The organism is Corynebacterium haematomassiliense, assembly GCF_013978595.1.
Classification (GTDB): domain Bacteria; phylum Actinomycetota; class Actinomycetes; order Mycobacteriales; family Mycobacteriaceae; genus Corynebacterium; species Corynebacterium lehmanniae.
Genome location: NZ_JACDTZ010000002.1, coordinates 304,164 through 326,024 on the forward strand (window position 1 = coordinate 304,164; position 21,861 = coordinate 326,024).

Genomic DNA, 21,861 nt, shown 5'->3' on the forward strand with positions numbered 1-21,861 from the left:
CCAAAGTGTCCCGAAAATGATGTGATCTGTATTAAACTTGTCCTATCCGTATGACCGCAAGAACTTCCTTTGTGAAAGGAAACCGATGAACCCGGATAACCTCCCGCTTCACGACCTGCCCGCCTTCAGCAAGATCCTGGTGGCCAACCGCGGCGAAATCGCCGTCCGCGCCTTCCGTGCAGCATTCGAGACCGGCGCGAAGACCGTCGCCGTGTACCCCCGCGAGGACCGCAACTCCTTCCACCGCCCGTTCGCGGACGAGGCCGTCCAGATTGGCGAGCCGGGCCAGCCGGTGAAGTCCTACCTGGACATCGACGAGATCATCCGCGCCGCGAAGGAAACCGGCGCGGACGCGATTTACCCAGGCTACGGGTTCCTCTCCGAGCGCGCCGACCTGGCGCGAGCCTGCCGCGACAACGGCATTAAGTTCATCGGCCCCTCCCCGGAAACGCTGGATCTGACGGGCGACAAGTCCGCCGCCGTCCAGGCCGCGGAGCGCGCCGGTCTGCCGGTGCTGAAGGACTCCGAGCCTTCCGACGACCCGAAGCAGCTGGCGGAGTACGCCAAGGACTTCGAGTTCCCGGTCTTCGTCAAGGCAGTTGCAGGCGGCGGCGGACGCGGTATGCGCTTTATTGAGCGACCGGAGGACGTCGAGAAGCTTGCTGCTGAAGCCTCCCGTGAAGCAGAGGCCGCGTTCGGCGATCCGAACGTCTACATCGAGCGCGCCGTGATCCGCCCGCAGCACATCGAGGTGCAGATCATGGCGGACTCCCACGGCAACGTCGTGCACCTGTTTGAGCGCGACTGCTCCGTGCAGCGCCGCCACCAGAAGGTCGTGGAGATCGCCCCCGCGCAGCACATCACCGAGGAGCAGCGCCAGCGCATCTGCCAGGACGCGGTGAACTTCTGCAAGGAGATCAACTACGAAGGCGCCGGCACCGTCGAGTTTCTCGTGGACGAGTCCGGCAACCACGTCTTCATCGAGATGAACCCGCGCGTGCAGGTCGAGCACACCGTGACCGAGGAAGTCACCGGCATCGACATCGTGAAAAACCAGATGTACATTGCCGCCGGCGCGAAGCTGGAGCAGCTCCACCTCACCCAGGACCTCATCGAGGTCAACGGCGCCGCCCTGCAGTGCCGCATCACCACCGAGGACCCCGCCAACGGCTTTAGGCCGGACTCCGGCGTGGTCACCGGCTACCAGTCCCCGGGCGGCGCGGGCGTGCGTCTCGACGGCAACGTGGCCGTCGGCACCACCATCACCCCGAACTTCGACTCGCTGCTGGTGAAGATGACCTGCCGCGGCCGCAACTTCCAGGTCGCCGTGGACCGCGCGCTGCGCGCCTTAAACGAGTTCACCATTAACGGCCTGTCCACCAACATCGGCTTCCTGCGCGCCCTTCTGAGCGAGCCGGAGTTCCGCCACGAGCGCATCAACACCGGCTTCATCGCGGACCACCCGAACCTGCTGGAAGCGCCGGCAGCAGCCGACGACGCCGGCAAGATCCTCAACTACCTGGCGTCCGTGACGGTGAACCAGCCCAACGGTCCGCGCCCGACCAACATCCGCCCGTCCAAGAAGCTGCCGGAGGCCAACTACGGCGACCTGCCGCGCGGCTCCCGCGACGAGCTGCTCGAGCTCGGCCCGGCAAAGTGGGCGGAGAAGCTGCGCAACCAGACCGCGCTGGGTGTCACCGAGACCACCTTCCGCGACGCGCACCAGTCGCTTTTGGCCACCCGCATCCGCACCAACACCCTGGTCGCTGCGGCGAAGCACGTCGGCCACCTCACCCCGGAGCTGACCTCCGTGGAGGCTTGGGGCGGCGCCACCTACGACGTGGGCATGCGCTTCCTCCACGAGTCGCCCTGGATGCGCCTGGACGAGCTGCGCGAGGCCATGCCGAACGTGAACATCCAGATGCTGCTGCGCGGCCGCAACACCGTGGGCTACACCCCGTACCCGGACTCCGTGACCAAGGCGTTCGTGCGCGAGGCCGCCACCTCCGGCATCGACATCTTCCGCATCTTCGACGCGCTCAACGACGTCTCGCAGATGCGCCCGGCCATCGAAGCGGTGCTGGAGACCAACACCACCGTCGCCGAGGTGGCCATGGCCTACTCCGGCAACCTGATGGACCCGGCGGAAGACCTGTACACGCTGGACTACTACCTCAAGTTGGCCGAGGAGATCGTCGACGCCGGCGCCCACGTCCTGGCCATCAAGGACATGGCGGGCCTGATGCGCCCGGCAGCCGCCGCCAAGCTGGTCACCGCGCTGCGCGAGCGCTTTGACCTGCCGGTGCACGTGCACACCCACGACACCGCGGGCGGCCAGCTGGCCACCTATCTGGCAGCCGCGAACGCTGGTGCCGACGTGGTCGACGTCGCCTCTGCGCCGCTGGCGGGCACCACCTCGCAGCCGTCCATGTCCGCCCTCGTCGCCGCCTTTGCGGAGACGGAGCGCGACACCGGCATCGACCTGCAGGCCGTCTTCGACATGGAGCCCTACTGGGAGGCCGTGCGCCAGGTCTACGCCCCGTTCGAGTCCGGCATCCCGGGCCCGACCGGCCGCGTGTACAAGCACGAGATCCCGGGCGGCCAGCTGTCCAACCTGCGCACGCAGGCCAAGGCGCTGGGTCTGGAGGACCGCTTCGAGCTCATCGAGGACTACTACGCCGGCGTGAACGAAATCCTCGGCCGCCCGACCAAGGTCACCCCGTCCTCCAAGGTCGTCGGCGACCTAGCGCTGCAGCTGGTGGGCCAGGGTGTCAGCCCGCAGGAGTTCGCCGAAAACCCGCGCAAGTACGATATCCCGGAATCCGTCATCGGCTTCCTGCAGGGTGAGCTGGGCACGCCTCCGGGCGGCGGGCCGCTGCTGCGCGACAAGGCGCTGGAAAACCGCAGCGAGGTCGACCACACCGTGAAGGTGCCGGAGGAGCTCGCCGCCGACCTCCAGTCGGAGGACCACGACACCCGCCGCGCCGCCCTGGACAAGCTGCTCTTCCCGAAGCAGTACGCCGAATACCAGGAGCACTTGCGCACCTACGGCATCACCGACCAGCTCGGCGACAAGGCGTTCTTCTACGGCCTCGAAGAGGGCGAGGAGACCATGATCTGGTACGGCGAGATCGACGAGAACCGCCCGCCGCTGGTGGTCAGCCTCGAGGCCGTGGGCGAACCGGACGAGAAGGGCATGCGCCAGGTCATCCTCACCGTCAACGGCCAGGTTCGCCCGATCACCGTGCGCGACGAGTCCGCCGAGTCCTCCGTCGCCGAGGTGGAGAAGGCCGACTCCTCCAACCCGGGGCATGTGGCAGCGCCGTTCGCCGGTGCCGTCACGGTGACCGTCAAGGAAGGCGACGAGGTTAAGGCCGGCGACCCGGTGGCAACCATCGAGGCCATGAAGATGGAGGCCGCGATCTCCGCCACCAAGGACGGCAAGATCGAGCGCGTCGCGTTCACCCAGCCGACCAAGGTGGAAGGCGGCGACCTCGTGGTGGTCATCGCCTAGCAGGGGTGTTATCAGCACCGCGCGGACCGTTTCACGGCCGCGCGGTGTTTGCTTTGCTGTGCCGAGGCGCGCTCGGGCACCGGCGACACCGGCCTACGCGGTGAAGTCCTCCACGTCCACGACCATGACGTTGTCCTCGCCCTCGACATTCTTGAAGCCGAACTTCTCGTAGCGGTGGCGCGCCCGGTCGTTGTCCGGGTCCACCCACAGCGCCACCTTCGGCGCGCCCTGGCGCTTCGCCAGCTCCACCGCCGCCTGCAGCAGCCTCACCGCGAGACGGTTGCCTGCGTAGCGGTTTTCTACCGCGATGGCTATTTCGGGGATGTCGGGGGCGAGGTTCGCGTGCCCGTCGTCAGGCGACTGCCAGTACCGCAACCACACGCCACCTGCAGGTACGTGGAATTGATCGAATGCGACGATGCCGCTTTCGCGCTCCGGGTCCCACTGGCCCACATAAGTTTCGGCGCCTTCGCGCTCGCTGTGGCCGACATCGCCGGCCTCGTTGCCGAAGACGTCGGCGAGGTAATTCAGCCGACGCAGGTAGGTGCGGTCGGACTCGGTGGCCTCGCGTAGTTGGAACTCAGGTGTGTAATCCATGCGCTCCACGTTAATCTTTCCCCATGCTTCGACGCATTTGCCTATCGACGTCCACCGCCCTGGCCCTCGCCGCAACCCCCGCATTCGCCGTGGCAGCGCCCGTGGTGAACGACGCTCCACCCGCCGCCACCCCCGTGGTCAACCAGGGCGATGTGGTGGACGTGGTGGGCAAAGGGCGCTGCACCATCGCGTTTAACGACCGGGGCCAGAACGTCAGCTACACCGCCGGGCACTGCGGCGAAGAGGGCGACCGCGCCCTGGTAATGGGGGAGGGGTTCCGCGCCTCCGGCACGTTCCACCCGTCGTCGGCGATGAACGCGGACGAGGGCACCGCCAACGACTGGGGTGTGATCCGCTGGGCAGATGGCGTGAAGCTGGGCAAGAACGCCATATCCGGGGACGCGGTGGTGGCGCCGTCGCTGATGCGCTCTGGCGACCCGGTGTGCGTGTACGGCGGCACCAGCAAGAAGACGACGTGCGGCAGCTTCGCAGGCGCCATCGGCAACAACCTCTACTGGGACGGCCCGTCCGGCAAACCCGGCGATTCCGGAGGCCCGGTGTGGGTGGAGGGCAAGGGCTTTTTGTCCGTCTACACCGGCGTGAGCCTGGCGGTGGGCAGCAAGGGGGAGGAAGGCCGGCTCAACCGCAGCTCCGTGCCGGACAACGGCCCGCAGGTTAGCCCAGAAGAAGAACTGGAGCTGCTGGCGCAGGCGAAGCGCATCTCAACGCCGGTGGTGCACGAAACCGCGGTGCCGGGCGGCACACCGGAAAAGGTGAAAGACGGCGGCAGCTCGGATGTCAGCGCGGTGGGGATCACCGCGATCGTGCTCGTCGCCCTTGCCGGGGTGCTGCTCGCGCTGCCGCAGATCGTCGGCGCGCTGCCGCCGCAGTATCGCGAGCCGGCGCTGCGGATCATGCAGGGCTGGGGCTCGTAACGGGGGGAGGGGCTACTTCAGCTCCATCAGCACTGCGCCCTTGTTTACCTGGCCGCCAACCTCGACGGCCAGGCCGGTCACAGCGCCGGCCTTGTGGGCCTTGACCGGGTTTTCCATCTTCATCGCTTCCAGCACGACCAGCACGTCGCCCTCGGCGACTTCCTGGCCTTCCTCCACGTTGACCTTGATCACGGAGCCCTGCATGGGGGAGGCGACGGCGTCGCCGGAGACGGCTGCCTTGCCTGCCCGGCGCTTCTTCGGCTTGCGCTTGGCGGGACCCGTCGCGACGAGTTCCTCGGGTAGGGCGACTTCGATGCGGCGGCCGTCGATCTCCACCGCGAAGGTGCGGCGGGCAGGCGTCTCAGTGTCCGCGTCCTCGTCGGTTTCCGGGGTGGTGGGCAGCTCGCCGTCCCACTCTTCTTCGATCCAGCGGGTGTAGACGCCGAAGCCGTCCTCGTCGCCGACAAACGCCGGGTTGTCCAGGATGGCCTGGTGGAACGGGATCACGGTGGGGAAGCCGGCCACGACGTACTCGCCGAGGGCGCGGCGGGCGCGCTCGATCGCCTCCCGGCGGGTGGCGCCGGTGACGATCAGCTTGGCCAGCATCGAGTCGAACTGGCCGCCCACCACGGATCCTGCGCGCACGCCGGAATCCACGCGCACGCCCGGGCCGGCCGGCTCGGCGTAGGCGGTGACGGTGCCGGGCGCCGGCATGAAGTTCGCCGCCGCGTCCTCGCCGTTGATGCGGAATTCGATGGCGTGGCCGTGGGGGACCGGATCGGCGTCGATGAGCAGCTGCTCCCCGCGGGCGATGCGGAATTGCTCTCGCACCAGGTCGATGCCGGTGGTGGCCTCGGTGACGGGGTGCTCCACCTGCAGGCGGGTGTTGACCTCCAGGAAAGAGATCAGGCCGTCGGAGCCCACGAGGTACTCCACGGTGCCCGCGCCGAAGTAGGCGGCCTCGCGGCAGATGGCTTTAGCGGAGGCGTGGATGCGTTCGCGCTGCTCGTCGGTGAGGAACGGCGCCGGGGCCTCCTCCACAAGCTTTTGAAAACGGCGCTGCAGGGAGCAGTCGCGCGTGCCGACGACCACCACGTTGCCGTGCTGGTCCGCCAGCACCTGCGCTTCCACGTGTCGGGCCTTATCCAGGTAGCGCTCCACGAAGCACTCGCCGCGACCGAACGCGGCAGTGGCCTCGCGGGTGGCGGACTCGTACAGCTCCGGGACCTCCTCGAGCGTGTAGGCCACCTTCATGCCGCGGCCGCCGCCGCCGAACGCCGCCTTGATTGCCACGGGCAGGCCGTGTTCTTCAGCGAAGGCGACTACCTCGTCGGCGCCGGCAACCGGGTTCTTCGTGCCCGGCGCCATCGGGGCCTGCGCGGCCTCGGCGATGTGGCGGGCGGTGACCTTGTCGCCAAGCGCGGCAATGGCCTCGGGGGAGGGGCCGATCCAGGTCAGGCCTGCGTCGATGACCTTCTGCGCAAACTCCGCGTTCTCTGACAGGAAGCCGTAGCCCGGGTGGATCGCGTCCGCGCCGGACTTTTCCGCTGCGGCGATGACCTTGTCCATGTCCAGGTAGCTCTCGGCCGCGGTTTCGCCGCCAAGCGCGAAGGCCTCATCGGCCAACTGCACAAACGGCGCGTCCGCGTCCGGCTCGGCGTACACGGCGACAGACGCGATGCCCTCGTCCACACACGCGCGGATGACACGCACGGCGATCTCGCCACGGTTGGCCACCAGCACCTTGGTCACGCGGTTAGGCAAGTCAGTAGTCGCTGCAGTGGTAGGCACGAAGCAATCCCGTCCTTACATTCGGAAAACACAAACCGTTAGAAACGTCGGACAAACGTCGAACCATGTTACAGCGCTACCGCGCCGGCGCACTTAATCTGCAGCGTTGTCGGGGTTGTCGCCCTTGGCCACCGGCATGCGCACCATGTTTCCCCACTCGGCCCAGGAGCCGTCGTAGAGCGCGACGTTGCTAAAGCCCAGGATGTGCTTGAGCACGTACCAAGTATGCGAGGAACTCTCGCCGAGCTGGCAGTACACCACCGTCTCGGCGTCCTTGTCGAAGTCGGCGTAGATCGCTTCAATGTCCTCCAGCGAGCGGAAGCGGGCGTTCGGGAAAACGGAACGGCCCCACGGCACATTCACCGCGCCGGGGATGTGGCCCTGGCGCAGCGACGGCGCGGAGGAAGGCCCCGGATTCGGGTCTTCGCCCAGGTAGAACGGGGCCGGCCGGGCGTCGATAAGCTGCGCGGGCGTGCGCTCCAGCAACTCCGAAGCAAACGCGCGGAAGGGCGCATCCTGGCGCTGAACCACCGGGTAGTCCGATCGCGGGTAGTCCGGCACCACAAAGGAAGTGTCGCGCTCTTCGCCCATCCACGCGTCGCGGCCGCCGTCGAGAAGCCGCACGTCCGGGTGGCCGAACAGCTCGAACACCCACGCGGTGTAGGCCGCCCACCAGTTGGACGAGTCGCCGTAGACCACCACAGTGTCGTCGCGGTTGATGCCGCGCGAGCGCATCAGCTCCGCAAACGCCTCGCCGTCGATGAAGTCGCGCACCAGCGGGTCGTTCAAATCCCGCTTCCAGTCAATGCGCACCGCACCGGGGATGTGGCCGATGTCGTAGAGGAACGCGTCCTCGTCGCTTTCCACGACCTTCAAACCCGGCACGCCCAGGCGGGCGGACAGCCACGCCGCGGAAACGAACTTCTCCGGGTGCGCGTACTGCTGGAACTGCGGGGTGTCGTCGAGCTCGATGCCCATGGTGGCAACCTTTCTTCTCGCTCGTGTGCGGTGTGCAACACCAGTGTGCAAAACCACCGTCAACGATACAGAAACGAATGCAGCGCGCTTGACGCGTTCGGCCAGAAAACACGGTGGTGTGAACTTGCACACTATCAAATCGCTCGCCCGGTGGAACTCACTGCCGCGGGTTAAAGTCAAGTCAGGAACATACAGGTCGCGGCCAGTTTGTTCTAGCAATCTGACCTGCCCCGACGGCTCCTGTGTGAGCGTGAAGCGGGGTATGAACCATGAAAGGGACCAACCGTGCACAAGGCGATTGTTGTCTTCGAGGTCGAAGGCGGCTCCGACAAGTCCTTCGACGGCCACCGCAAGGACACCATGCCCATCGTGAACGCCATCAAGGAAAAGGGCTGGCACTCCGAGGTCGTCTACTTCCGCCCGGAGTGGGCGGACGACCTGTTCACCTACGTCTCCGAGAACTTCGACGCCTACATCTCCCGCGTGAACCCGGGCAACATCCCGGGCGGTGAGAAGGGCTACTTCGACCTGCTCACCCGCCTGTCCGAGGCCGGCCTGGTGGGCATGTCCACCCCACAGGAGATGATCTCCTACGGTGCCAAGGACGCCCTGGTCAAGCTGAACAAGACCGACCTCGTGCCGGAGGACACCGCCGCGTACTACGACGTGGAGGAGTTCCACAACACCTTCCCCAAGTCCCTGTCCTACGGCGAGCGCGTGCTCAAGCAGAACCGCGGCTCCACCGGCTCCGGCATCTGGCGCGTGCGCCTTGCCGACGAGTCCCTGGCCGAGTCCGTCGAGCCAGGCACCGCCCTGCCGCTGGACACCAAGCTCAAGTGCACCGAGGCGGTGGACAACCACACCGAAGACCGCGAGCTGGGCGAGTTCATGGACTTCTGCGACCAGTACATCGTCGGCGACAACGGCATGCTCGTGGACATGCGCTTCATGCCGCGCATCGTCGAGGGCGAAATCCGCATCCTGCTGGTCGGCCCGCACCCGGTCTTCGTCGTGCACAAGAAGCCGGCTGAGGGCGGCGACGCGTTCTCCGCAACCCTGTTCTCCGGCGCGAAGTACACCTACCAGAAGCCGGAGGAGTGGCAGGAGCTCGTCGACATGTTCGCCGAGGCCCGCCCGGTCATCGCTGAGAACCTCGGCGGCGACAACATCCCGCTGATCTGGACCGCGGACTTCATGCTCGCTGACGACGACGAGACCGGCGAGGACACCTACGTCCTCGGCGAGATCAACTGCTCCTGCGTCGGCTTCACCTCCGAGCTGGACATGGGCATCCAGGAGAAGGTGGCCGAGGAGGCCATCAAGCGCGTCGAGGAGAAGCACGCCTAAGAGCGTTTCGCTTCTCGACGAGCACTCCGCCCGTTCGCAACGGATCGTCTAGCAGACACAATGGCCTGCTAGACGATCCGTTTCTTATTGGCACCCATCTCCAACATCAGCTGGGGAAATAGATTGCCGGGTGCGGGATCGTCTAGCAACATTCGCTGCGGTGCTAGACGATCCGGCGATTAGTTGAGCAAGTAACCGGACTGGTTCCAGAACCGGTTGAACTGCTCGACGTCGCCAGCGACGGGCTGCACAGCGTCGCCTTGTGCCGTGAGGTCCACGGTGTAGTGGTCGGTAATACCTGCCGCGGTGGCTTCTCCGCGTTCACCCCAGGAGAGGCGGAGCTGGCCGTCGTTAAGCAATTCGATGCTCTCAACCTCTGTGAATAGCCGCATGTCGCCTGCGGGCTGGCCGTTGACGTAGAGCGCGAGGCCGTCGCTGATGGAGGCGCCGGTGCCTGCCGGGCGATCCCCGTCGCCGAGTGAGCCGCGGAACGTGATCCAGCTGATCGGCGCGCACGGATCGTAGTGGTTCTCGATGTTCTCGATCCAGTAGTTCATGTCCGACTGGCTGTCAGCCGCCGGCATGCGGCCCGGGGCTGTGCCGGTGGCGTACTGCTGGCGCGGATCGGTGGGCAGGCTGGCACAGTTGTCGCCCTCCGGGGCGGGGGCGGGGGCTGGCGGCAGCGGCCTCGTAACCGGTGGCTGCGCGGCCGCTTCGGTGACGGTCTTTTCTTGAGTCACCGTTTCGGGGAGGTCCGCACCTTGAGCGGCCGTGTCCGCCCCGGCACCGCCGATGGACGCGGTGACAGTGGGCGCCTTCCCGCCGGTTCCCGCAGCTGTGTCAGCTGTTGTGTCCTCCGTGGCGCTGCACGACGCAATCGCGAGCGCCGTCGGAACTGCAATGAGTAGCTTGGTCGCTTGGTTGATTCGCGTCATACCTCGTTAGGGTAAAAGCTTTTCCACGCTTTGCGGGTCGGCGTCGGAAAGCATCTGGTGGCAACGGTCGTATTCTGCCTGGTCACCGATAGCCTGTGAGGTTACTGCCAACATCGCAATGGCCTTCAACACGCCCTGGTTCGGCTCGTGGGAGGCGGGGACCGGGCCCCAGCCCTTCCAACCGTTGGCGCGCAGGCGGTCCAGGGAACGGTGGTAGCCGGTGCGGGCGTACGCGTAGGCGATGAGCTTGTCGCCGTCACTCAGTTCGCGTTCCGCGCGGGCGGCCCAGACGGCGGGGGAGTCGGGGTGGGCGAGCGCGGTGTCGTCTGCAAGCAAATCCTTGCCCGCGGCCGGATCGGCGGGCAGCTCGATGGGCTTCGGGGCGAGCATGTCGTTGATTTCCATGGCCGCCAGGCTACTAGTTTCCTGGGAGACCGTGACGGGCCAGGCATTCGCGCATATTGTGGGGCGCGTAACCCGATGTGACCTGCGTCCCACACCGAGGAGCACCAATGGCTAGCCCGCTGTATGTCGCCCAAAACGGAACCTACGAGGAGTTCCTGGAGGTCTACGACCCGGAAGCGCACGATGCCACGGAGATGCTGTGCGCCGGACTGATCAACCGCGACCCTGAGGCACGCGAAAAGATCAGCAACGACATGCTGGACCGCGGCGCGGATGCCACGGTCGTGGATTACGGGCAGAACACGTTGACGCTGCTGCTGAGCCACGACCGGCTCGCTGACGGCGACCCTGCACTGGCGCAGCGGCTTATCGACGGCGGCGCCGACGTGGACTATCGCGAAAGCGGTGGCAACGTACCCATGATGCTTGCTATTCGAATCCGCGTTGACGACGACGAACAGCGCCGCCCCCTGTACGAGGCACTGTTCGCCGCGGACGTGGATTTGGACGAGCCGACGAACCTGCGCACCCGAAAGAACTCGATCGGGAAGTGGCTGCGCATGAACGTGGACGGGCGCCCCGGAAAACTCGACGTCCTGGACGAGTTTCTCAAGGCCAGAGGCTATTAGGAGATTCCCATGGCAAGCCCGACGTACACGGCGAAGAAGGGCACCTACGAGGAGTTTCTCGAGGTGTTCGACCCAGAGGTGAATGACCCGACGGACATGTTGCTTAACGGCCTTACCAACAAGGATCCGGAAACCCGCGCCGCGATCTGCAACGACATGTTGGACCGGGGCGCGGATGCGTCGCGAGTCGAATACGGGCAGAACGCACTGACTGTCCTGCTGGGCAGGCACCGTCATCTGGGGTCCGGTGATGCAGCGCTTGCGCAGAGGCTTGTCGACGGCGGCGCCGACGTGAACTACCGCGAACGCCGGGGATCCTTGGTCCTGCAGCTGGCGATCGAGATCCGTGTGGACGACGACGAGCAGCGTCGACCGCTCTATCAGGCCCTGTTTGGAGCAGAAGAGCTGGATCTGGATCTTCCGTCCAACGCACACGAGCCAGTCATGAGCATCGGTGAGTGGCTGCGCATGAACGCCGACGACCGTCCGGAAAAGCTCTATGTCCTCGACGAGTTCTTGAAAGCAAAAGGTTATTAGCGAGGGAGAGAAAACCATGGCAAGCCCGCTGTATGTCGCCCAAAACGGTACCTACGAGGAGTTTCTGGAGGTCTACGACCCGGAAGCGAACGACGCCACGGAGATGCTGTGCGCCGGGCTGATTAACCGCGACCCGGAGGCACGCGCAAAGATCAGCAACGACATGCTGGACCGCGGCGCCGATGCGACGGTGGTGGACTATGGGCAGAACACGCTGACGCTGCTGCTGAGCCACGACGATCTCGGCGACGGCGACGCGGCTCTCGTGCAGCGGCTCGTCGCCGCCGGCGCCGATGTGAACTACCGCGAAAGCCACGGAGACACACCGATCAAGCTCGCGGTGAAGATCGGAGCGGAAAGCGACGAGCAGCGCCGCCCCATCTACGAAGCGCTGTTCGGAAAGGATGTGGACTTGGACGAGCCGTCAAGTGTCCGCAACCCTAAGAACAAGATCGGCGAGTGGCTGCGCATGTGCGTGAACCACCAGCCGGAGGGCCTCAAGGTCCTCGACGAGTTCCTCACCGCCCGCGGATTCTAGGGGCGCGTGCGGGGGGTCGTCGCAAATTTGTACGAATCAACAACGCTAAAATCCGACCTGGGGTTTTGCAGGGCAGATTCCGAAAAAATGTCGATTCGTACAAAACCGCCCGGATCTCGGCCCCCTCACTCCCAGAAGTCGGAGGCGTCCAGCCCGAAGCGGTACAGGCAGCGGCGCAGCAGTGGCATGGATAGGCCGATGACGCTGGTGGGGTCGCCGTCGATGGAGTCGATGAACCAGCTGCCCAGCGCCTCCAGCGTGAACGCGCCCGCGCACTCCAACGGTTGGCCGGAGCGGGCGTAGGCCTCGATGTCGGCGTCGGAGACGTCGCCGAAGCGAATGGTGGTGGCGACGGTGTCCACCACCCACTCGCCGCCGAACCACACGGCGTGCCCGGTGAGCAGCTGTGCTTCTTTGCCGCGCTGCGCCTTCCAGCGCTCGATGGTCGCTTCAACGGTGTGGGGTTTGCCCAGCAGTTCGCCGTCGAGGAGCAGCATGGAGTCGCAGCCGACCACCACGTCGCCGGGGAATTCGGCGATGGCAGTCTCCGCTTTGGCGCGGGCGAGGGTGGAAACGGTGGTGGCCGCATCGACGCTGTGAAGCGATGCGATCACCGCGTCCTCGTCGATGTGGGCGGGACGCAGTACGGGCCGCACCCCGCCTTGCTCGAGCAGCATGCGTCGCGACGGCGACTGCGACGCCAGCACCAGCCGCATTAGAAGTACGCCGCCGAGTCGAACGCGTGCGGGTTGTACGCGGTGGCGGGGTGGGAGATACCCCAGTAGTTCGCGTCCGGCTGCACCCCGGCGAGCTTGCGCTCGCGCTTAAGCTGCTCCAGCACCTGCGAAAGTGCCGCCAGTTCCGCCTCGGTGGGGTTGCCCTTGAGTACCTGAATGTCCACGTCAGCCTCCTTACAGCGGGATGTTGCCGTGCTTCTTCTGCGCCGGGTAGCCCACCTTGCGCTCCAGCAGGCGCAGGCCCTCGAGCACGCGGTCGCGGGTGGCGGACGGCTCGATCACGGCGTCGACTAGGCCGCGCTCGGTGGCCACGTACGGGTTGAGGTTCTCCTCGGCGTACTTGTCGGCGTCGGTGCCGATGGCTTCGGCGGCGGTGGGGGCGTCTGCAAGCGCGATCTGCGCGGTCGGCCACGCGAACACCAGGTCAGCGCCCAGGCCCTTGGAGCCCAGCAGGGCGTACGAGGGGCCGAACGCCTTGCGGGTGACCACGGTGATCGTGCCCACCTGCGCCTCGGCGAACGCGTAGGCAAGTGCCGCCGCGGCGGCGGACGAGCCGGCACGCTCCTCCTCGACGGCCGGCAGGAAGCCCGGCGAGTCCACGAACTGCACGACAGGCAGGTTGAACGCGTCGCAGGTGCGGATGAAGCGCGCGGCCTTGCGGGCGGCGTCGCGGGTCAGACAGCCCGCCAGCACGCTCGGCTGCGTGGCGACGACACCAACGGCACGCCCGCCAACATGCGCAAACCCGGTGACCACAGAGCCCGCGTAGCCGGCGGAAAGCTCGAAGAAGTCCCCGTCGGTGACGGCGTTGACCACGTCCAGCACGTCGTAGGGCTGGTTGTCGTCGTCCGGGATGAAGGTGTCCAGGTCAGCGCCGGAACCGGTAGCCTCGGCGCCCAGCGGAGAGGCGGCCTTGTTGTTCAGCGGCAGGTAGCCCACCACCGCGCGCGCCAGCTCCACGGCCTCCACGTCGGTGGCGGCGGTCAGCTGCGCCAGGCCGGTCTCCGCGGCGTGGACGGCGCTGCCGCCGAGCTGCTCGCTGGTGGTTTCGGTCTCGGTCACCTTGCTCACGATGTCGGCGGTGGTCACGTGCATCGCCGCGCCCTCGGCCATGATGGTGATGTCCGCCAGCGGCACGCTCGTCGCGGTCAGCGCCGCCGCGTCGCCGGCCACCACCGCAATCTGCGGGATCAGCCCGGACGCGCGGGTGGCGGCGCGCAGGATCTGCGCTTGCATGTGCGCGGTGACGATGCCTTCCTTCCAGCGCGGGCCGGTGGAGTCGTAGATGCCGATCAGCGGCACGCCGGTCTTGGTGGCCAGGTCGTAGATCTTGAGCATCTTCTCGGCGTAGACCTCGCCGATCTGCCCGTCGAAGACGGTTGGGTCTTGGGAGAACAGGCATACCCTTCGGCCGTCGATAAGCCCATAGCCTGTGACAACGCCGTCGGTGGAGGGCTTGGACTTGTCCATCTTGTACGCCTCGACGCGGTGCTTCGCCAGCGCGTCGGTTTCCACGAACGTGCCTTCGTCCACAAGCTTCAGCGCGCGCTCGCGGGCGGTGGCGGCCCCAGCTGCGTGCACTGCGTCGATCGCGTCCTGACCGACCGGGGCCTGCGCCTCATCCAGGCGGTTGCGCAGATCCTCGATGCGGCCCGCGGTGGTGGTCATGTCGGGTTTGGATGAACTCATAACGCCTCAGTCTAGATTCCTTATGTGCCGCCATGCTTATCGACGGCTCCGCCGCCCGCGTTTCACCCTCCACCGACGGGCAGTAGAGCGGCGCCTACGCGCCGAGAAGGGCGAGGGGCATAACGATAATTCCGTCGGGGCGGACGTACGCCTGTTTACCTGTGGTTACCACCATCAGGTTGGTTACCCGGTCCGGGATGCGCTCGCGCAGCCACAGAAGGTGCCGGACGTCGGCGTCATCAACCCGCGGCTTGAGTTTGACCTCAACACCGACGACTTCTCGTTCCGGTCCTTCGACGATGAAGTCGACTTCCCGTTCTCCGGCGTTTGATCGGAGGTGGTACACCCGCGCTCTGGATGCTTGTGCCAGCACACGGAGTGTGAGCGCAGTCAGGGATTCGAAGAGTGGCCCAAACATGTGGGCCGCGCGGTTGCTGAGGAGGCTGGATGCGCCGATGCCGAGCAGTCGTGCCGCGAGAGCGGGGTCGGCGAGGTGGTGTTTGGGGCCCTGCTGCAGCCGCTTGAACTCGTTATGTTCCGGAACCCACCCAGGCACGGGATCGAGCAGCCAAATCTTCGCTAGGTGCTCGCGGTATGCGAGCGTAGTTTTCCGATTCGGTTGCTCCACCTGGCCGCCCGTCGTGGCGTCGAGCAGCCTCGAGTAGGCGGTGGTCGTGGAAGTGGCAGCTGCGTAGGCGCGCAGCCAGCTCCGGAGCATTTCGGGGCGACGGACTTCGTAGCCTGCATCGGGGATGTCGCGATCGATGATGCGCTCGATGTACGAGTCGAGCATCAGCGTTTGGACCGTGGGGTCAGCCGCGGCAATAGCGGGAAAACCACTGCCGGTGATGAGCTTGGCGTAATCGCCGACCTCGAAATCCGAGTGTCCGGATACTTCGTTGTCTCCGGCCAAGATCCTGGCGAAGCTGCACGTGGGGTCAGAAACGCCGCGTTCATGGACGGCCATCGGGCGCATTCGCAACGAGAAGATCCGCCCGGCGCCCGAATGAGAACCTTTCGCGTCGACGGGAGTGGCCGAGCCGGTGAGCAGAAAGCGCCCGGGGGCAGTTCCCTGGTCCACCTGACGGCGAACCGAATCCCAAACCTGGGGAAGATGCTGCCACTCGTCGATGAGCAGCGTGCCGTCTGGCGCTGATGAGAGCGAAAAATCGGCCTCCGCAATGCTGCGCATGTCCGGATCATCAAGGAACCACGTGGTGGTGGCGCGGCGTTTGGCCGTGTCGGTTTTCCCGACACCTTTCGGCCCGTCAATGGCGATTGCGGACAGATGGGGCATGAGGAGGTCGAGCTCGTCGTCGAGGGTGCGTCGGAGGTAGGCCATATTGGGCATTGTACTGCACGAAAGCGTCCTACTACCCGATTTTCAGGACTCCTACTACTCGATTTTCAGAAGCGATATGCTCGAACCCATGACTGTGCGCGACATTCAGGCCATCCAGGACGCGGTGGCGGAGTACTGGCCGAACGTGCGGTGGGTGGAAACCACCGGCTCCACCAACGCTGACCTGCTCAAAGAGGGCGATCCCGGCACCGTGCTCATCGCCGACGAGCAGACCGCCGGCAAGGGGCGGCTGGGCCGTCATTGGGTCTCGCCGAAGGGCTCCCAGCTGGCGATGAGCATGGTGATTGACGTGCCCGATGAGGTGCCGCCGTTCGGGCTGCTCTCCATCGCGCCGGGCGTGGCCGTGACGGACGTGGTGCCGCAGGCGCGGCTGAAATGGCCCAACGACGTGCAGATCGGCGGCAAGAAAATCGCCGGCATCCTCTCCGCGCTGGACTTGCCGCGGGTGATTGTGGGCATCGGCATCAACGTGGCCATGCGGACCGAGGACCTGCCGGTGGAGACCGCCACCGCGCTCAACCTCGAGGGGCTGGACGTGGATTTCGACGACTTCACCGCCGACATCCTGCTCGCCATGGGCAAGCGCCTGAACCAGTGGCGCGAGGGCGACCCGCAGCTGCTCGAGGACTACCGCGCCGTGTGCTCGACCATCGGCCAGCACGTGCGCCTGGAGATGCGCGAGGGCGAGGAGACCGTCACCGGCACCGTCACCGGGATCAACGACGAGGGCGAAGTGCTTATCGACGGCTCCGCTTTCTCCGTCGGCGACGTCCACCATCTGCGGCCGACGTCCTAGGCGTGCAGTACCCTGCCTGTTTATGGCTGGCAAAGCACCGTTTCGCGTCGGCGGGGACGAAGTTGTCCTCGCCGACGTGTGCGCGCCGCTTTCCTCGCTGACCATCCCGCTGCTCGAGCTGGTGGCCGTGACCGGCGTAGCGTGGATGGCCGTCGGCTGGATGGACGTGACCCCGCACGTGGACCCGGGCCTGCGCAACATTGTGGTGCTTATCTGGGCGCTGCTCGTGCTGTGGCGGTTCATCGTCCCGCTGGTAGCGTCCAGGCGCCGGCGCTTCATCGTCACCGACAAGCGCATCCTGGCCCGCGGCCGGCGCGGCGCGGTGGATTCCATTCCGCTGCGCCAGATCCACTCCGTGCGCCGCGAGCGCGGCGGGATCAACGTGGCGGTGTACGGCTACGCTCAGCCGATCGTGTTCGAGCGGGTGGGCAAGACGCGCTCGGTGGAGAAGGTGCTGCAGCGCGCGCTCGGTCCGGTGCGCTAGGCCTGCGGCGCGCGGCCGGCGCCGGCGCCGGCCGCGCGCCTCGCCTCGGGAGCCCCTATCTCCGACACTTCGTGGCGGAATCTGTCAGAGCGCCCCTATATCCCCAGGTCGTCACAAACGGCTGCCGTAATTTGTCAGGAACCCCGTCCGGCGCACCCTTTCCGCCCGGCGCTGGGCGCTACTTGTCACCCTTGATCTCGGTGGTGTGCAGCTGCTCGTCCAAGTCCTCGGGGGAGAGCTTGCCGCCCAAGAACTCGGCGGTGACGGGCAGGTGCAGCTCCATGTCGGTGCCGGGGCACAGCTCGATCACGGCCTCGTCGACGGTGTAGTCCAGCACGTGGCCGCCGCGCGAATGCTCGTTATCGATGAAGTGCACGTGGCAGCCCGGCACGCCGATGCCTTTGGCGTACATGGGGGTGCGGAAACCGCCGATGACACCTTCGACGTCGGTGAAGACGTGCTCCGCGTCGTCGGAGACGGCCTCGGACATCGGCGGGTAGGGCTTTTCCTGCTTGGTCACGGTGCGCACCACCACTTCCTTGAAACGGCCGGTGATTTTCACGGCGGTGAAGAAGTTGTGGCTGGGCTCGGCGTCGTCGATGAACTTGGCCAGCTCGGAGCGGACCATGCCGGCGGGCGCGTCGAAGCGCATCCTCGGCACGAAGTTGGTCACCACGGTAAACGGGGTGCGCTGGTCCAAATCGGCCACGCGCGCTTTGCCGTCGGAGGTGAGCTGGTGGCACACCCCGTCGAGGATGAGCATCTCGCCGTCGAGGGCGTCGAAGGTGCCCAGGCCGAAGTTGCCTTTGCTCAGGATGTCGCTGATGGTCAGCTCGCCGTCGTAGATGCCGTCGAGAAGCGCGGTCATCAGCGAGTTTTGGAAAGTGGTGTGGCGGGCAATCGTTGCAGACATGGCTGCGATGCTAGTCGGAGGGGCGACTACAGTGTGCAGGGTGAGTAACGCCTATGGGATGCCCGTCGTCGCCGTCATCGGCGACGGCCAGTTGGCACGGATGATGCAGACGGAAGCGATCGAACTCGGCGTGGAGACCCGCGTGCTCGCCGCGAGTAAGGATGCCTCGGCGGCGCAGGTGTTCGGCGATGTGCGCCTCGGCGATTACACCAAGCTCGAGGATCTGCGCGCGGTCGTGGGTGGCGCGGATGCGGTCACCTTCGACCATGAGCATGTGCCCAACGAGTACGCGCAATTGCTTATCGACGATGGCGTGGCCGTCGAACCCCGCCCCGATGCTTTGATCTACGCGCAGGACAAACTCGAGCAGCGAAAGCGCCTGTCCGAGGCCGGGCTGCCGGTGCCCGCGTTCGCGTCGATCGAGTCGGCCGCGGACGCCGAAGCGTTCTGGGACGACACCGACGGCCAGGTGTGCCTGAAGGCCACCCGCGGCGGCTACGACGGCCACGGGGTGTGGTTCCCGTCGTCGCGCGAAGAGTGCGCCGAGCTGGTCGAGGACCTGCTGGGCCGCGACCTGCCGCTGATGGCGGAGAAGAAGGTCGCGTTCACCCGCGAACTGTCCGCGATGGTGGCGCGCAACCGCTCCGGTGACGTGCGCGCCTGGCCGGTGGTGGAGTCGCGCCAGGACGGCGGCATCTGCCGCGTGGCCATCGCGCCCGCGCCGGGCATGTCCGCGGAGCTGGCCAAGCGCTGCGAGGAGCTCGCCGTGCAGGTTGCCGAAGGCTTGGGCGTGACCGGCGTGTTGGCCGTGGAGCTGTTCGAGTACGAGGGCGACAACGGCCCGGAAGTGTCGGTCAACGAGCTGGCCATGCGTCCGCACAACACCGGCCACTGGACCCAGGACGGGTGCGTGACCTCCCAGTTCGAGCAGCATGTGCGGGCTGTGCTGGATTGGCCGTTAGGTGCCGTCGATAAGCTTTCGCCCGCAACCGTCATGGTCAACACCCTCGGCGGCGACGAGGACCCCTCCGTGCCGATGGCCGAGCGCGTCATTGCGGTGATGCGCAAGTACCCGCAGGCCAAGGTGCACCTCTACGGCAAGGACCACCGCCCCGGCCGCAAGATGGGGCACGTCAACGTGTGCGCCGACACCGTCGAGGAAGCGCTCGCCGTGGCCGAGGACGCCGCGCACTACATCATCCACGCAACCTGGAAGGACTAGACACATGGCACAGCCAGTCGTTGGCATCATCATGGGCTCCGACTCGGACTGGGACACCGTCGCCCCGGCCGCCGAGGTGCTCGCCGAATTCGGCATCCCCTTCGAAGTCGGCGTGGTCTCCGCGCACCGCACGCCGGAGAAAATGCTGGCGTACGCCAAGGAAGCGCACACGCGCGACCTGCAGGTGATCATCGCCTGCGCCGGCGGCGCGGCGCACCTTCCGGGCATGGTGGCGGCGGCGACCCCGCTGCCGGTCATCGGCATCCCGCGCGCCCTGGACACGCTGGATGGGCTGGACTCGCTGCTGTCCATCGTGCAGATGCCGGGCGGCGTGCCGGTGGCGACCGTCTCCATCGGCGGGGCGAAAAACGCCGGTCTTCTGGCCGCACGCATCCTGGGTGCCGCCGACCCGTCCGTGCAGCGCAAGATGGTGGACTACCAGGCGCGCATGGCGGCCGAGGTCGAGCGCAAGGACGAGGCGCTACGCAAGCGCCTGATGGGTGAATAACCCAATCGTCGTGCTGGGCGCCCGCATCGTGGACGGGCGCCCTTCGCGCATGCTCGAATTCCGGCTGCGCCGGGCGCTCGAGGTGTGGCGTGCGGATCCCGCGCCGCTGGTGGTTACCGGGTTTGGGGAGGCGGAGGTGATGGCCGACTGGTTGCTGGTCCGCGGGGTGCCCGAGTCGTCGATCGTGCTGGAGCCGGAGGCGCGCTCCACCAACGAAAACCTGGAACGCTCCCGGGCGCTGTTCCCGGAGGCCGCGTGCCTGACCGTGGTGACCAGCGGGTTTCACGTCTTGCGCACCCGCGTGTGGGCGTGGCACCTGGACATTCCGGTGCAGTTGGTGGCGGCGCCGACCCCGGAGACGTCGCGGGTGAAAAACTACGCGCGGGAGGTGGTGGCGCTGCCGCACTCCGTGGCGCGTGTGGCGTGGCGCCGTTTCGTGCGCCGGGTATTTGGGCGGTAGGGGTCGGATTTTCGTATACGATATCCGCATGGAAAAGATCCACGGCAAATCGATCACCGAAGAGCAAATTCAGCAGTGGGCTGATGAGGCTGAAGCGGGGTACGACCTTTCAAAGCTGCCGGCTCCGCGCCGAGGTCGTCCACCAGTAGGTAAAGGTGCAGGCACGGTCGTACCGGTGCGTCTCGACGACGAAACGATCGCCGCCCTCATGGCCCGCGCCGAAGCGGAGGGTCTGGCCACCCGGTCGGATGCGATCCGTGAGGCTATCCGGCAGTGGACTGGGGCAGACCTACAGAGCTAAACCCCGAGTAAGTGATCCAGAGTAAGGCCGATTTTGGGCCATACTCTGGATCCCTTACTCGGGGTTTGTGGAATGGGGGTCGCGCCGAGACGGGGGCCGCGCGGCCGGTAGCGCTACTTCTGCAGGCCCGGCAGGTTCAGACCCAGGTGCGGGCCGGCGAAGTAGAGGCCAGCGGCGCCGATGGTGGCCACGATGGCGAGGATGCCGGCGAGCAGGCCGGCGAAACGCTTTGCGTTGTCGATTTCGTCCTGGGTGAACTCGGAGCTGCCCGGGCCGCTGGACTGCTTGCCCTGGTCGGCCTGGTCAGAGGTCTGATCGGTGGCTGCTTCGGTGTTGGTTGCCGGGGCGGCGGTGGCCACCGGGGCGGCGCCGGCGACGAGGGCGACGGCGAGCGCGGGGGCGATGGCGCGGCGGGAGATAGAGCTGGTGAGCATGGGCGATCCCTTCATGGGCGTGAGCACGGGTGTATCCGCCACAGAATAACCGACCGGGCCAGGGTAACCAGCCACAGCCCCGCCGCGTTACTGCCCGTCGATGAAGCGGGTGACCTTCTCCGCCTCGGCGATCTCCTGCAGCCGCTCGGCGGAGACCAGCCCGGTGACCACCACGACGGAGCCGCCGGCGGCGATGGGGCCGAGCACGTTCGCGGCGAACTCTTCGGTGGTATGCCAGTCCTGCACCAGGTAGCGCTCCGCCCCCAGGCCGGGCACGGCGAACGAGCTCAGCGAAGGGGATTGGCCGAAATAGTCGTCGCCGTAGAAGCGCACGGTGGGCCCGAAGTCCACGGTGCCCACGGGCAGTTCGCCGCCGGCTTCCACCACGCCGCGGCCGAACGGGTCGTCGGAAACCACCACGCAATCGGGCACTTCGCTCCACCGCGCGGCGCCGTCCAGGGTGGTGAAGATGAGCTCTGGGGCGGGGGCACCGGAGGCGTCGATAAGCGGGGTGCGCGAGGAGTTGTACGCGCCGATGGCGATGACCGCCGCTTGCCACGACACCGGCAGGTCGATGGCGACGTTGTCGCCGGCGTCGAATTCCTCGTCGAGCATGTTGGCGACCTTGCTGGCCCAGTTGTCCAGCGTCTGCGCCGAAAAATCCATGCGCACGCCGCGCGAGTCGTCGTAGACGGTCAGGCGCGGCGTCGACGGGTCGGTCTGCATTAGCGGTGCGAGCATGCTCATG

General features: G+C 66.5%; 24 protein-coding genes. 12 read left to right on the plus strand and 12 right to left on the minus strand.

The features are described from left to right. Positions 1-85: 85 nt before the first annotated feature. Positions 86-3,514, plus strand: a complete 3,429-nt coding sequence (locus H0193_RS10810; protein ID WP_181889918.1) for a pyruvate carboxylase — start codon at positions 86-88, stop codon at positions 3,512-3,514. 93 nt (positions 3,515-3,607) lie between these two features. On the opposite strand, the gene H0193_RS10815 is transcribed toward H0193_RS10810, so the two are convergent. Then, positions 3,608-4,111 (minus strand): GNAT family N-acetyltransferase, encoded by a 504-nt coding sequence (locus H0193_RS10815; RefSeq protein ID WP_181889919.1) that lies wholly within the window; start codon positions 4,109-4,111, stop codon positions 3,608-3,610. A gap of 23 nt (positions 4,112-4,134) precedes the next feature. On the opposite strand from H0193_RS10815, the gene H0193_RS10820 reads away from it, so the two are divergent. Continuing rightward, positions 4,135-5,046 carry a chymotrypsin family serine protease gene (locus H0193_RS10820; protein WP_181889920.1) on the plus strand — a complete coding sequence of 304 codons (912 nt, stop codon included), beginning with the start codon at positions 4,135-4,137 and terminating at the stop codon, positions 5,044-5,046. A gap of 12 nt (positions 5,047-5,058) precedes the next feature. Here the strand turns inward: H0193_RS10820 and H0193_RS10825 are convergent, their stop codons facing one another. Beyond that, positions 5,059-6,837, minus strand: a complete 1,779-nt coding sequence (locus H0193_RS10825) for an acetyl/propionyl/methylcrotonyl-CoA carboxylase subunit alpha (protein WP_338026655.1) — start codon at positions 6,835-6,837, stop codon at positions 5,059-5,061. Between the two features lie 93 nt (positions 6,838-6,930). Continuing rightward, complete coding sequence (locus H0193_RS10830; RefSeq protein ID WP_181889921.1) at positions 6,931-7,815, minus strand: sulfurtransferase; 885 nt, start codon at positions 7,813-7,815, stop codon at positions 6,931-6,933. A 285-nt stretch (positions 7,816-8,100) separates the two neighbouring features. Between H0193_RS10830 and H0193_RS10835 the strand changes: the two genes are divergently transcribed. Continuing rightward, positions 8,101-9,162, plus strand: coding sequence for a Cj0069 family protein (locus H0193_RS10835; RefSeq protein WP_181889922.1), 1,062 nt, complete (start codon positions 8,101-8,103; stop codon positions 9,160-9,162). 179 nt (positions 9,163-9,341) lie between these two features. Here H0193_RS10835 and H0193_RS10840 read toward each other — a convergent pair whose 3' ends face one another. Together H0193_RS10840 and H0193_RS10845 are read right to left on the minus strand one after the other, a co-directional pair. Continuing rightward, positions 9,342-10,097, minus strand: coding sequence for a hypothetical protein (locus H0193_RS10840; protein WP_181889923.1), 756 nt, complete (start codon positions 10,095-10,097; stop codon positions 9,342-9,344). Between the two features lie 6 nt (positions 10,098-10,103). Continuing rightward, complete coding sequence (locus tag H0193_RS10845) at positions 10,104-10,502, minus strand: DUF3151 domain-containing protein (RefSeq protein WP_181889924.1); 399 nt, start codon at positions 10,500-10,502, stop codon at positions 10,104-10,106. Between the two features lie 107 nt (positions 10,503-10,609). On the opposite strand from H0193_RS10845, the gene H0193_RS10850 reads away from it, so the two are divergent. Genes H0193_RS10850 through H0193_RS10860 form a run of 3 tightly spaced genes read left to right on the plus strand, consistent with a single transcriptional unit; the run spans position 10,610 to position 12,206 of the window. Beyond that, positions 10,610-11,131 (plus strand): hypothetical protein, encoded by a 522-nt coding sequence (locus H0193_RS10850; protein WP_181889925.1) that lies wholly within the window; start codon positions 10,610-10,612, stop codon positions 11,129-11,131. Between the two features lie 9 nt (positions 11,132-11,140). Next, on the plus strand, positions 11,141-11,668 hold the full coding sequence (locus H0193_RS10855) for a hypothetical protein (RefSeq protein ID WP_181889926.1): 528 nt from the start codon (positions 11,141-11,143) through the stop codon (positions 11,666-11,668). Positions 11,669-11,684: 16 nt separating this feature from the next. Further along, a complete protein-coding gene (locus tag H0193_RS10860) occupies positions 11,685-12,206 on the plus strand; it encodes an ankyrin repeat domain-containing protein (RefSeq protein WP_181889927.1) in 522 nt (173 codons plus the stop codon). Between the two features lie 125 nt (positions 12,207-12,331). Here the strand turns inward: H0193_RS10860 and H0193_RS10865 are convergent, their stop codons facing one another. The 4 genes from H0193_RS10865 to H0193_RS10880 all read right to left on the minus strand — a co-directional run bounded on the left by H0193_RS10865 (position 12,332) and on the right by H0193_RS10880 (position 15,974). Beyond that, entirely contained in the window at positions 12,332-12,922 is a 591-nt protein-coding gene (locus H0193_RS10865) for a Maf family protein (protein WP_181889928.1), read from the minus strand. Further along, positions 12,922-13,107 carry an acyl-CoA carboxylase epsilon subunit gene (locus H0193_RS10870; RefSeq protein WP_181889929.1) on the minus strand — a complete coding sequence of 62 codons (186 nt, stop codon included), beginning with the start codon at positions 13,105-13,107 and terminating at the stop codon, positions 12,922-12,924. Before H0193_RS10870 ends, H0193_RS10865 begins: the two co-directional genes overlap by 1 nt. Before the next feature lie 10 nt (positions 13,108-13,117). Then, positions 13,118-14,632 carry an acyl-CoA carboxylase subunit beta gene (locus H0193_RS10875; protein ID WP_181889930.1) on the minus strand — a complete coding sequence of 505 codons (1,515 nt, stop codon included), beginning with the start codon at positions 14,630-14,632 and terminating at the stop codon, positions 13,118-13,120. Positions 14,633-14,726: 94 nt separating this feature from the next. Then, positions 14,727-15,974 (minus strand): ATP-binding protein, encoded by a 1,248-nt coding sequence (locus tag H0193_RS10880; protein WP_181889931.1) that lies wholly within the window; start codon positions 15,972-15,974, stop codon positions 14,727-14,729. 88 nt (positions 15,975-16,062) lie between these two features. Here H0193_RS10880 and H0193_RS10885 point away from each other — a divergent pair, with 88 nt between their 5' ends. Together H0193_RS10885 and H0193_RS10890 are read left to right on the plus strand one after the other, a co-directional pair. Then, a complete protein-coding gene (locus tag H0193_RS10885) occupies positions 16,063-16,791 on the plus strand; it encodes a biotin--[acetyl-CoA-carboxylase] ligase (protein ID WP_236883595.1) in 729 nt (242 codons plus the stop codon). A gap of 22 nt (positions 16,792-16,813) precedes the next feature. Then, a complete protein-coding gene (locus H0193_RS10890; RefSeq protein WP_181889933.1) occupies positions 16,814-17,275 on the plus strand; it encodes a hypothetical protein in 462 nt (153 codons plus the stop codon). Positions 17,276-17,453: 178 nt separating this feature from the next. On the opposite strand, the gene budA is transcribed toward H0193_RS10890, so the two are convergent. After that, positions 17,454-18,188: an acetolactate decarboxylase gene (gene budA, locus H0193_RS10895; protein WP_181889934.1), complete on the minus strand. Its 735-nt coding sequence runs from the start codon at positions 18,186-18,188 to the stop codon at positions 17,454-17,456. 40 nt (positions 18,189-18,228) lie between these two features. Here budA and H0193_RS10900 point away from each other — a divergent pair, with 40 nt between their 5' ends. From H0193_RS10900 to H0193_RS10915, 4 genes are read left to right on the plus strand one after another with little or no spacing between them, the layout of a single operon-like run. Next, on the plus strand, positions 18,229-19,410 hold the full coding sequence (locus H0193_RS10900; protein WP_338026658.1) for a 5-(carboxyamino)imidazole ribonucleotide synthase: 1,182 nt from the start codon (positions 18,229-18,231) through the stop codon (positions 19,408-19,410). A gap of 4 nt (positions 19,411-19,414) precedes the next feature. Next, positions 19,415-19,918: a 5-(carboxyamino)imidazole ribonucleotide mutase gene (purE, locus tag H0193_RS10905; protein WP_070845032.1), complete on the plus strand. Its 504-nt coding sequence runs from the start codon at positions 19,415-19,417 to the stop codon at positions 19,916-19,918. Beyond that, positions 19,911-20,378: an ElyC/SanA/YdcF family protein gene (locus tag H0193_RS10910; protein WP_181889935.1), complete on the plus strand. Its 468-nt coding sequence runs from the start codon at positions 19,911-19,913 to the stop codon at positions 20,376-20,378. The genes purE and H0193_RS10910 overlap by 8 nt, the downstream gene beginning before the upstream one ends. 28 nt (positions 20,379-20,406) lie before the next feature. Next, entirely contained in the window at positions 20,407-20,679 is a 273-nt protein-coding gene (locus H0193_RS10915; RefSeq protein ID WP_181889936.1) for a ribbon-helix-helix domain-containing protein, read from the plus strand. Positions 20,680-20,792: 113 nt separating this feature from the next. On the opposite strand, the gene H0193_RS10920 is transcribed toward H0193_RS10915, so the two are convergent. Beyond that, positions 20,793-21,113, minus strand: coding sequence for a hypothetical protein (locus tag H0193_RS10920; RefSeq protein WP_181889937.1), 321 nt, complete (start codon positions 21,111-21,113; stop codon positions 20,793-20,795). An 87-nt stretch (positions 21,114-21,200) separates the two neighbouring features. After that, positions 21,201-21,860 carry a TIGR03089 family protein gene (locus H0193_RS10925; protein ID WP_181889938.1) on the minus strand — a complete coding sequence of 220 codons (660 nt, stop codon included), beginning with the start codon at positions 21,858-21,860 and terminating at the stop codon, positions 21,201-21,203. Position 21,861 lies beyond the last annotated feature (1 nt).

What these genes read in the sequence shown, in the direction of transcription:
- H0193_RS10810 (WP_181889918.1), top strand. Translation starts at nt 86, where the DNA reads ATGAACCCGGATAACCTCCCGCTTCACGACCTGCCCGCCTTCAGCAAG.
- H0193_RS10815 (WP_181889919.1), bottom strand. Translation starts at nt 4,111, where the DNA reads ATGGATTACACACCTGAGTTCCAACTACGCGAGGCCACCGAGTCCGAC.
- H0193_RS10820 (WP_181889920.1), top strand. Translation starts at nt 4,135, where the DNA reads ATGCTTCGACGCATTTGCCTATCGACGTCCACCGCCCTGGCCCTCGCC.
- H0193_RS10830 (WP_181889921.1), bottom strand. Translation starts at nt 7,815, where the DNA reads ATGGGCATCGAGCTCGACGACACCCCGCAGTTCCAGCAGTACGCGCAC.
- H0193_RS10840 (WP_181889923.1), bottom strand. Translation starts at nt 10,097, where the DNA reads ATGACGCGAATCAACCAAGCGACCAAGCTACTCATTGCAGTTCCGACG.
- H0193_RS10845 (WP_181889924.1), bottom strand. Translation starts at nt 10,502, where the DNA reads ATGGAAATCAACGACATGCTCGCCCCGAAGCCCATCGAGCTGCCCGCC.
- H0193_RS10850 (WP_181889925.1), top strand. Translation starts at nt 10,610, where the DNA reads ATGGCTAGCCCGCTGTATGTCGCCCAAAACGGAACCTACGAGGAGTTC.
- H0193_RS10855 (WP_181889926.1), top strand. Translation starts at nt 11,141, where the DNA reads ATGGCAAGCCCGACGTACACGGCGAAGAAGGGCACCTACGAGGAGTTT.
- H0193_RS10860 (WP_181889927.1), top strand. Translation starts at nt 11,685, where the DNA reads ATGGCAAGCCCGCTGTATGTCGCCCAAAACGGTACCTACGAGGAGTTT.
- H0193_RS10865 (WP_181889928.1), bottom strand. Translation starts at nt 12,922, where the DNA reads ATGCGGCTGGTGCTGGCGTCGCAGTCGCCGTCGCGACGCATGCTGCTC.
- H0193_RS10875 (WP_181889930.1), bottom strand. Translation starts at nt 14,632, where the DNA reads ATGAGTTCATCCAAACCCGACATGACCACCACCGCGGGCCGCATCGAG.
- H0193_RS10880 (WP_181889931.1), bottom strand. Translation starts at nt 15,974, where the DNA reads ATGGCCTACCTCCGACGCACCCTCGACGACGAGCTCGACCTCCTCATG.
- H0193_RS10885 (WP_236883595.1), top strand. Translation starts at nt 16,063, where the DNA reads ATGACTGTGCGCGACATTCAGGCCATCCAGGACGCGGTGGCGGAGTAC.
- H0193_RS10890 (WP_181889933.1), top strand. Translation starts at nt 16,814, where the DNA reads ATGGCTGGCAAAGCACCGTTTCGCGTCGGCGGGGACGAAGTTGTCCTC.
- budA (WP_181889934.1), bottom strand. Translation starts at nt 18,188, where the DNA reads ATGTCTGCAACGATTGCCCGCCACACCACTTTCCAAAACTCGCTGATG.
- purE (WP_070845032.1), top strand. Translation starts at nt 19,415, where the DNA reads ATGGCACAGCCAGTCGTTGGCATCATCATGGGCTCCGACTCGGACTGG.
- H0193_RS10915 (WP_181889936.1), top strand. Translation starts at nt 20,407, where the DNA reads ATGGAAAAGATCCACGGCAAATCGATCACCGAAGAGCAAATTCAGCAG.
- H0193_RS10920 (WP_181889937.1), bottom strand. Translation starts at nt 21,113, where the DNA reads ATGCTCACCAGCTCTATCTCCCGCCGCGCCATCGCCCCCGCGCTCGCC.
- H0193_RS10925 (WP_181889938.1), bottom strand. Translation starts at nt 21,860, where the DNA reads ATGAGCATGCTCGCACCGCTAATGCAGACCGACCCGTCGACGCCGCGC.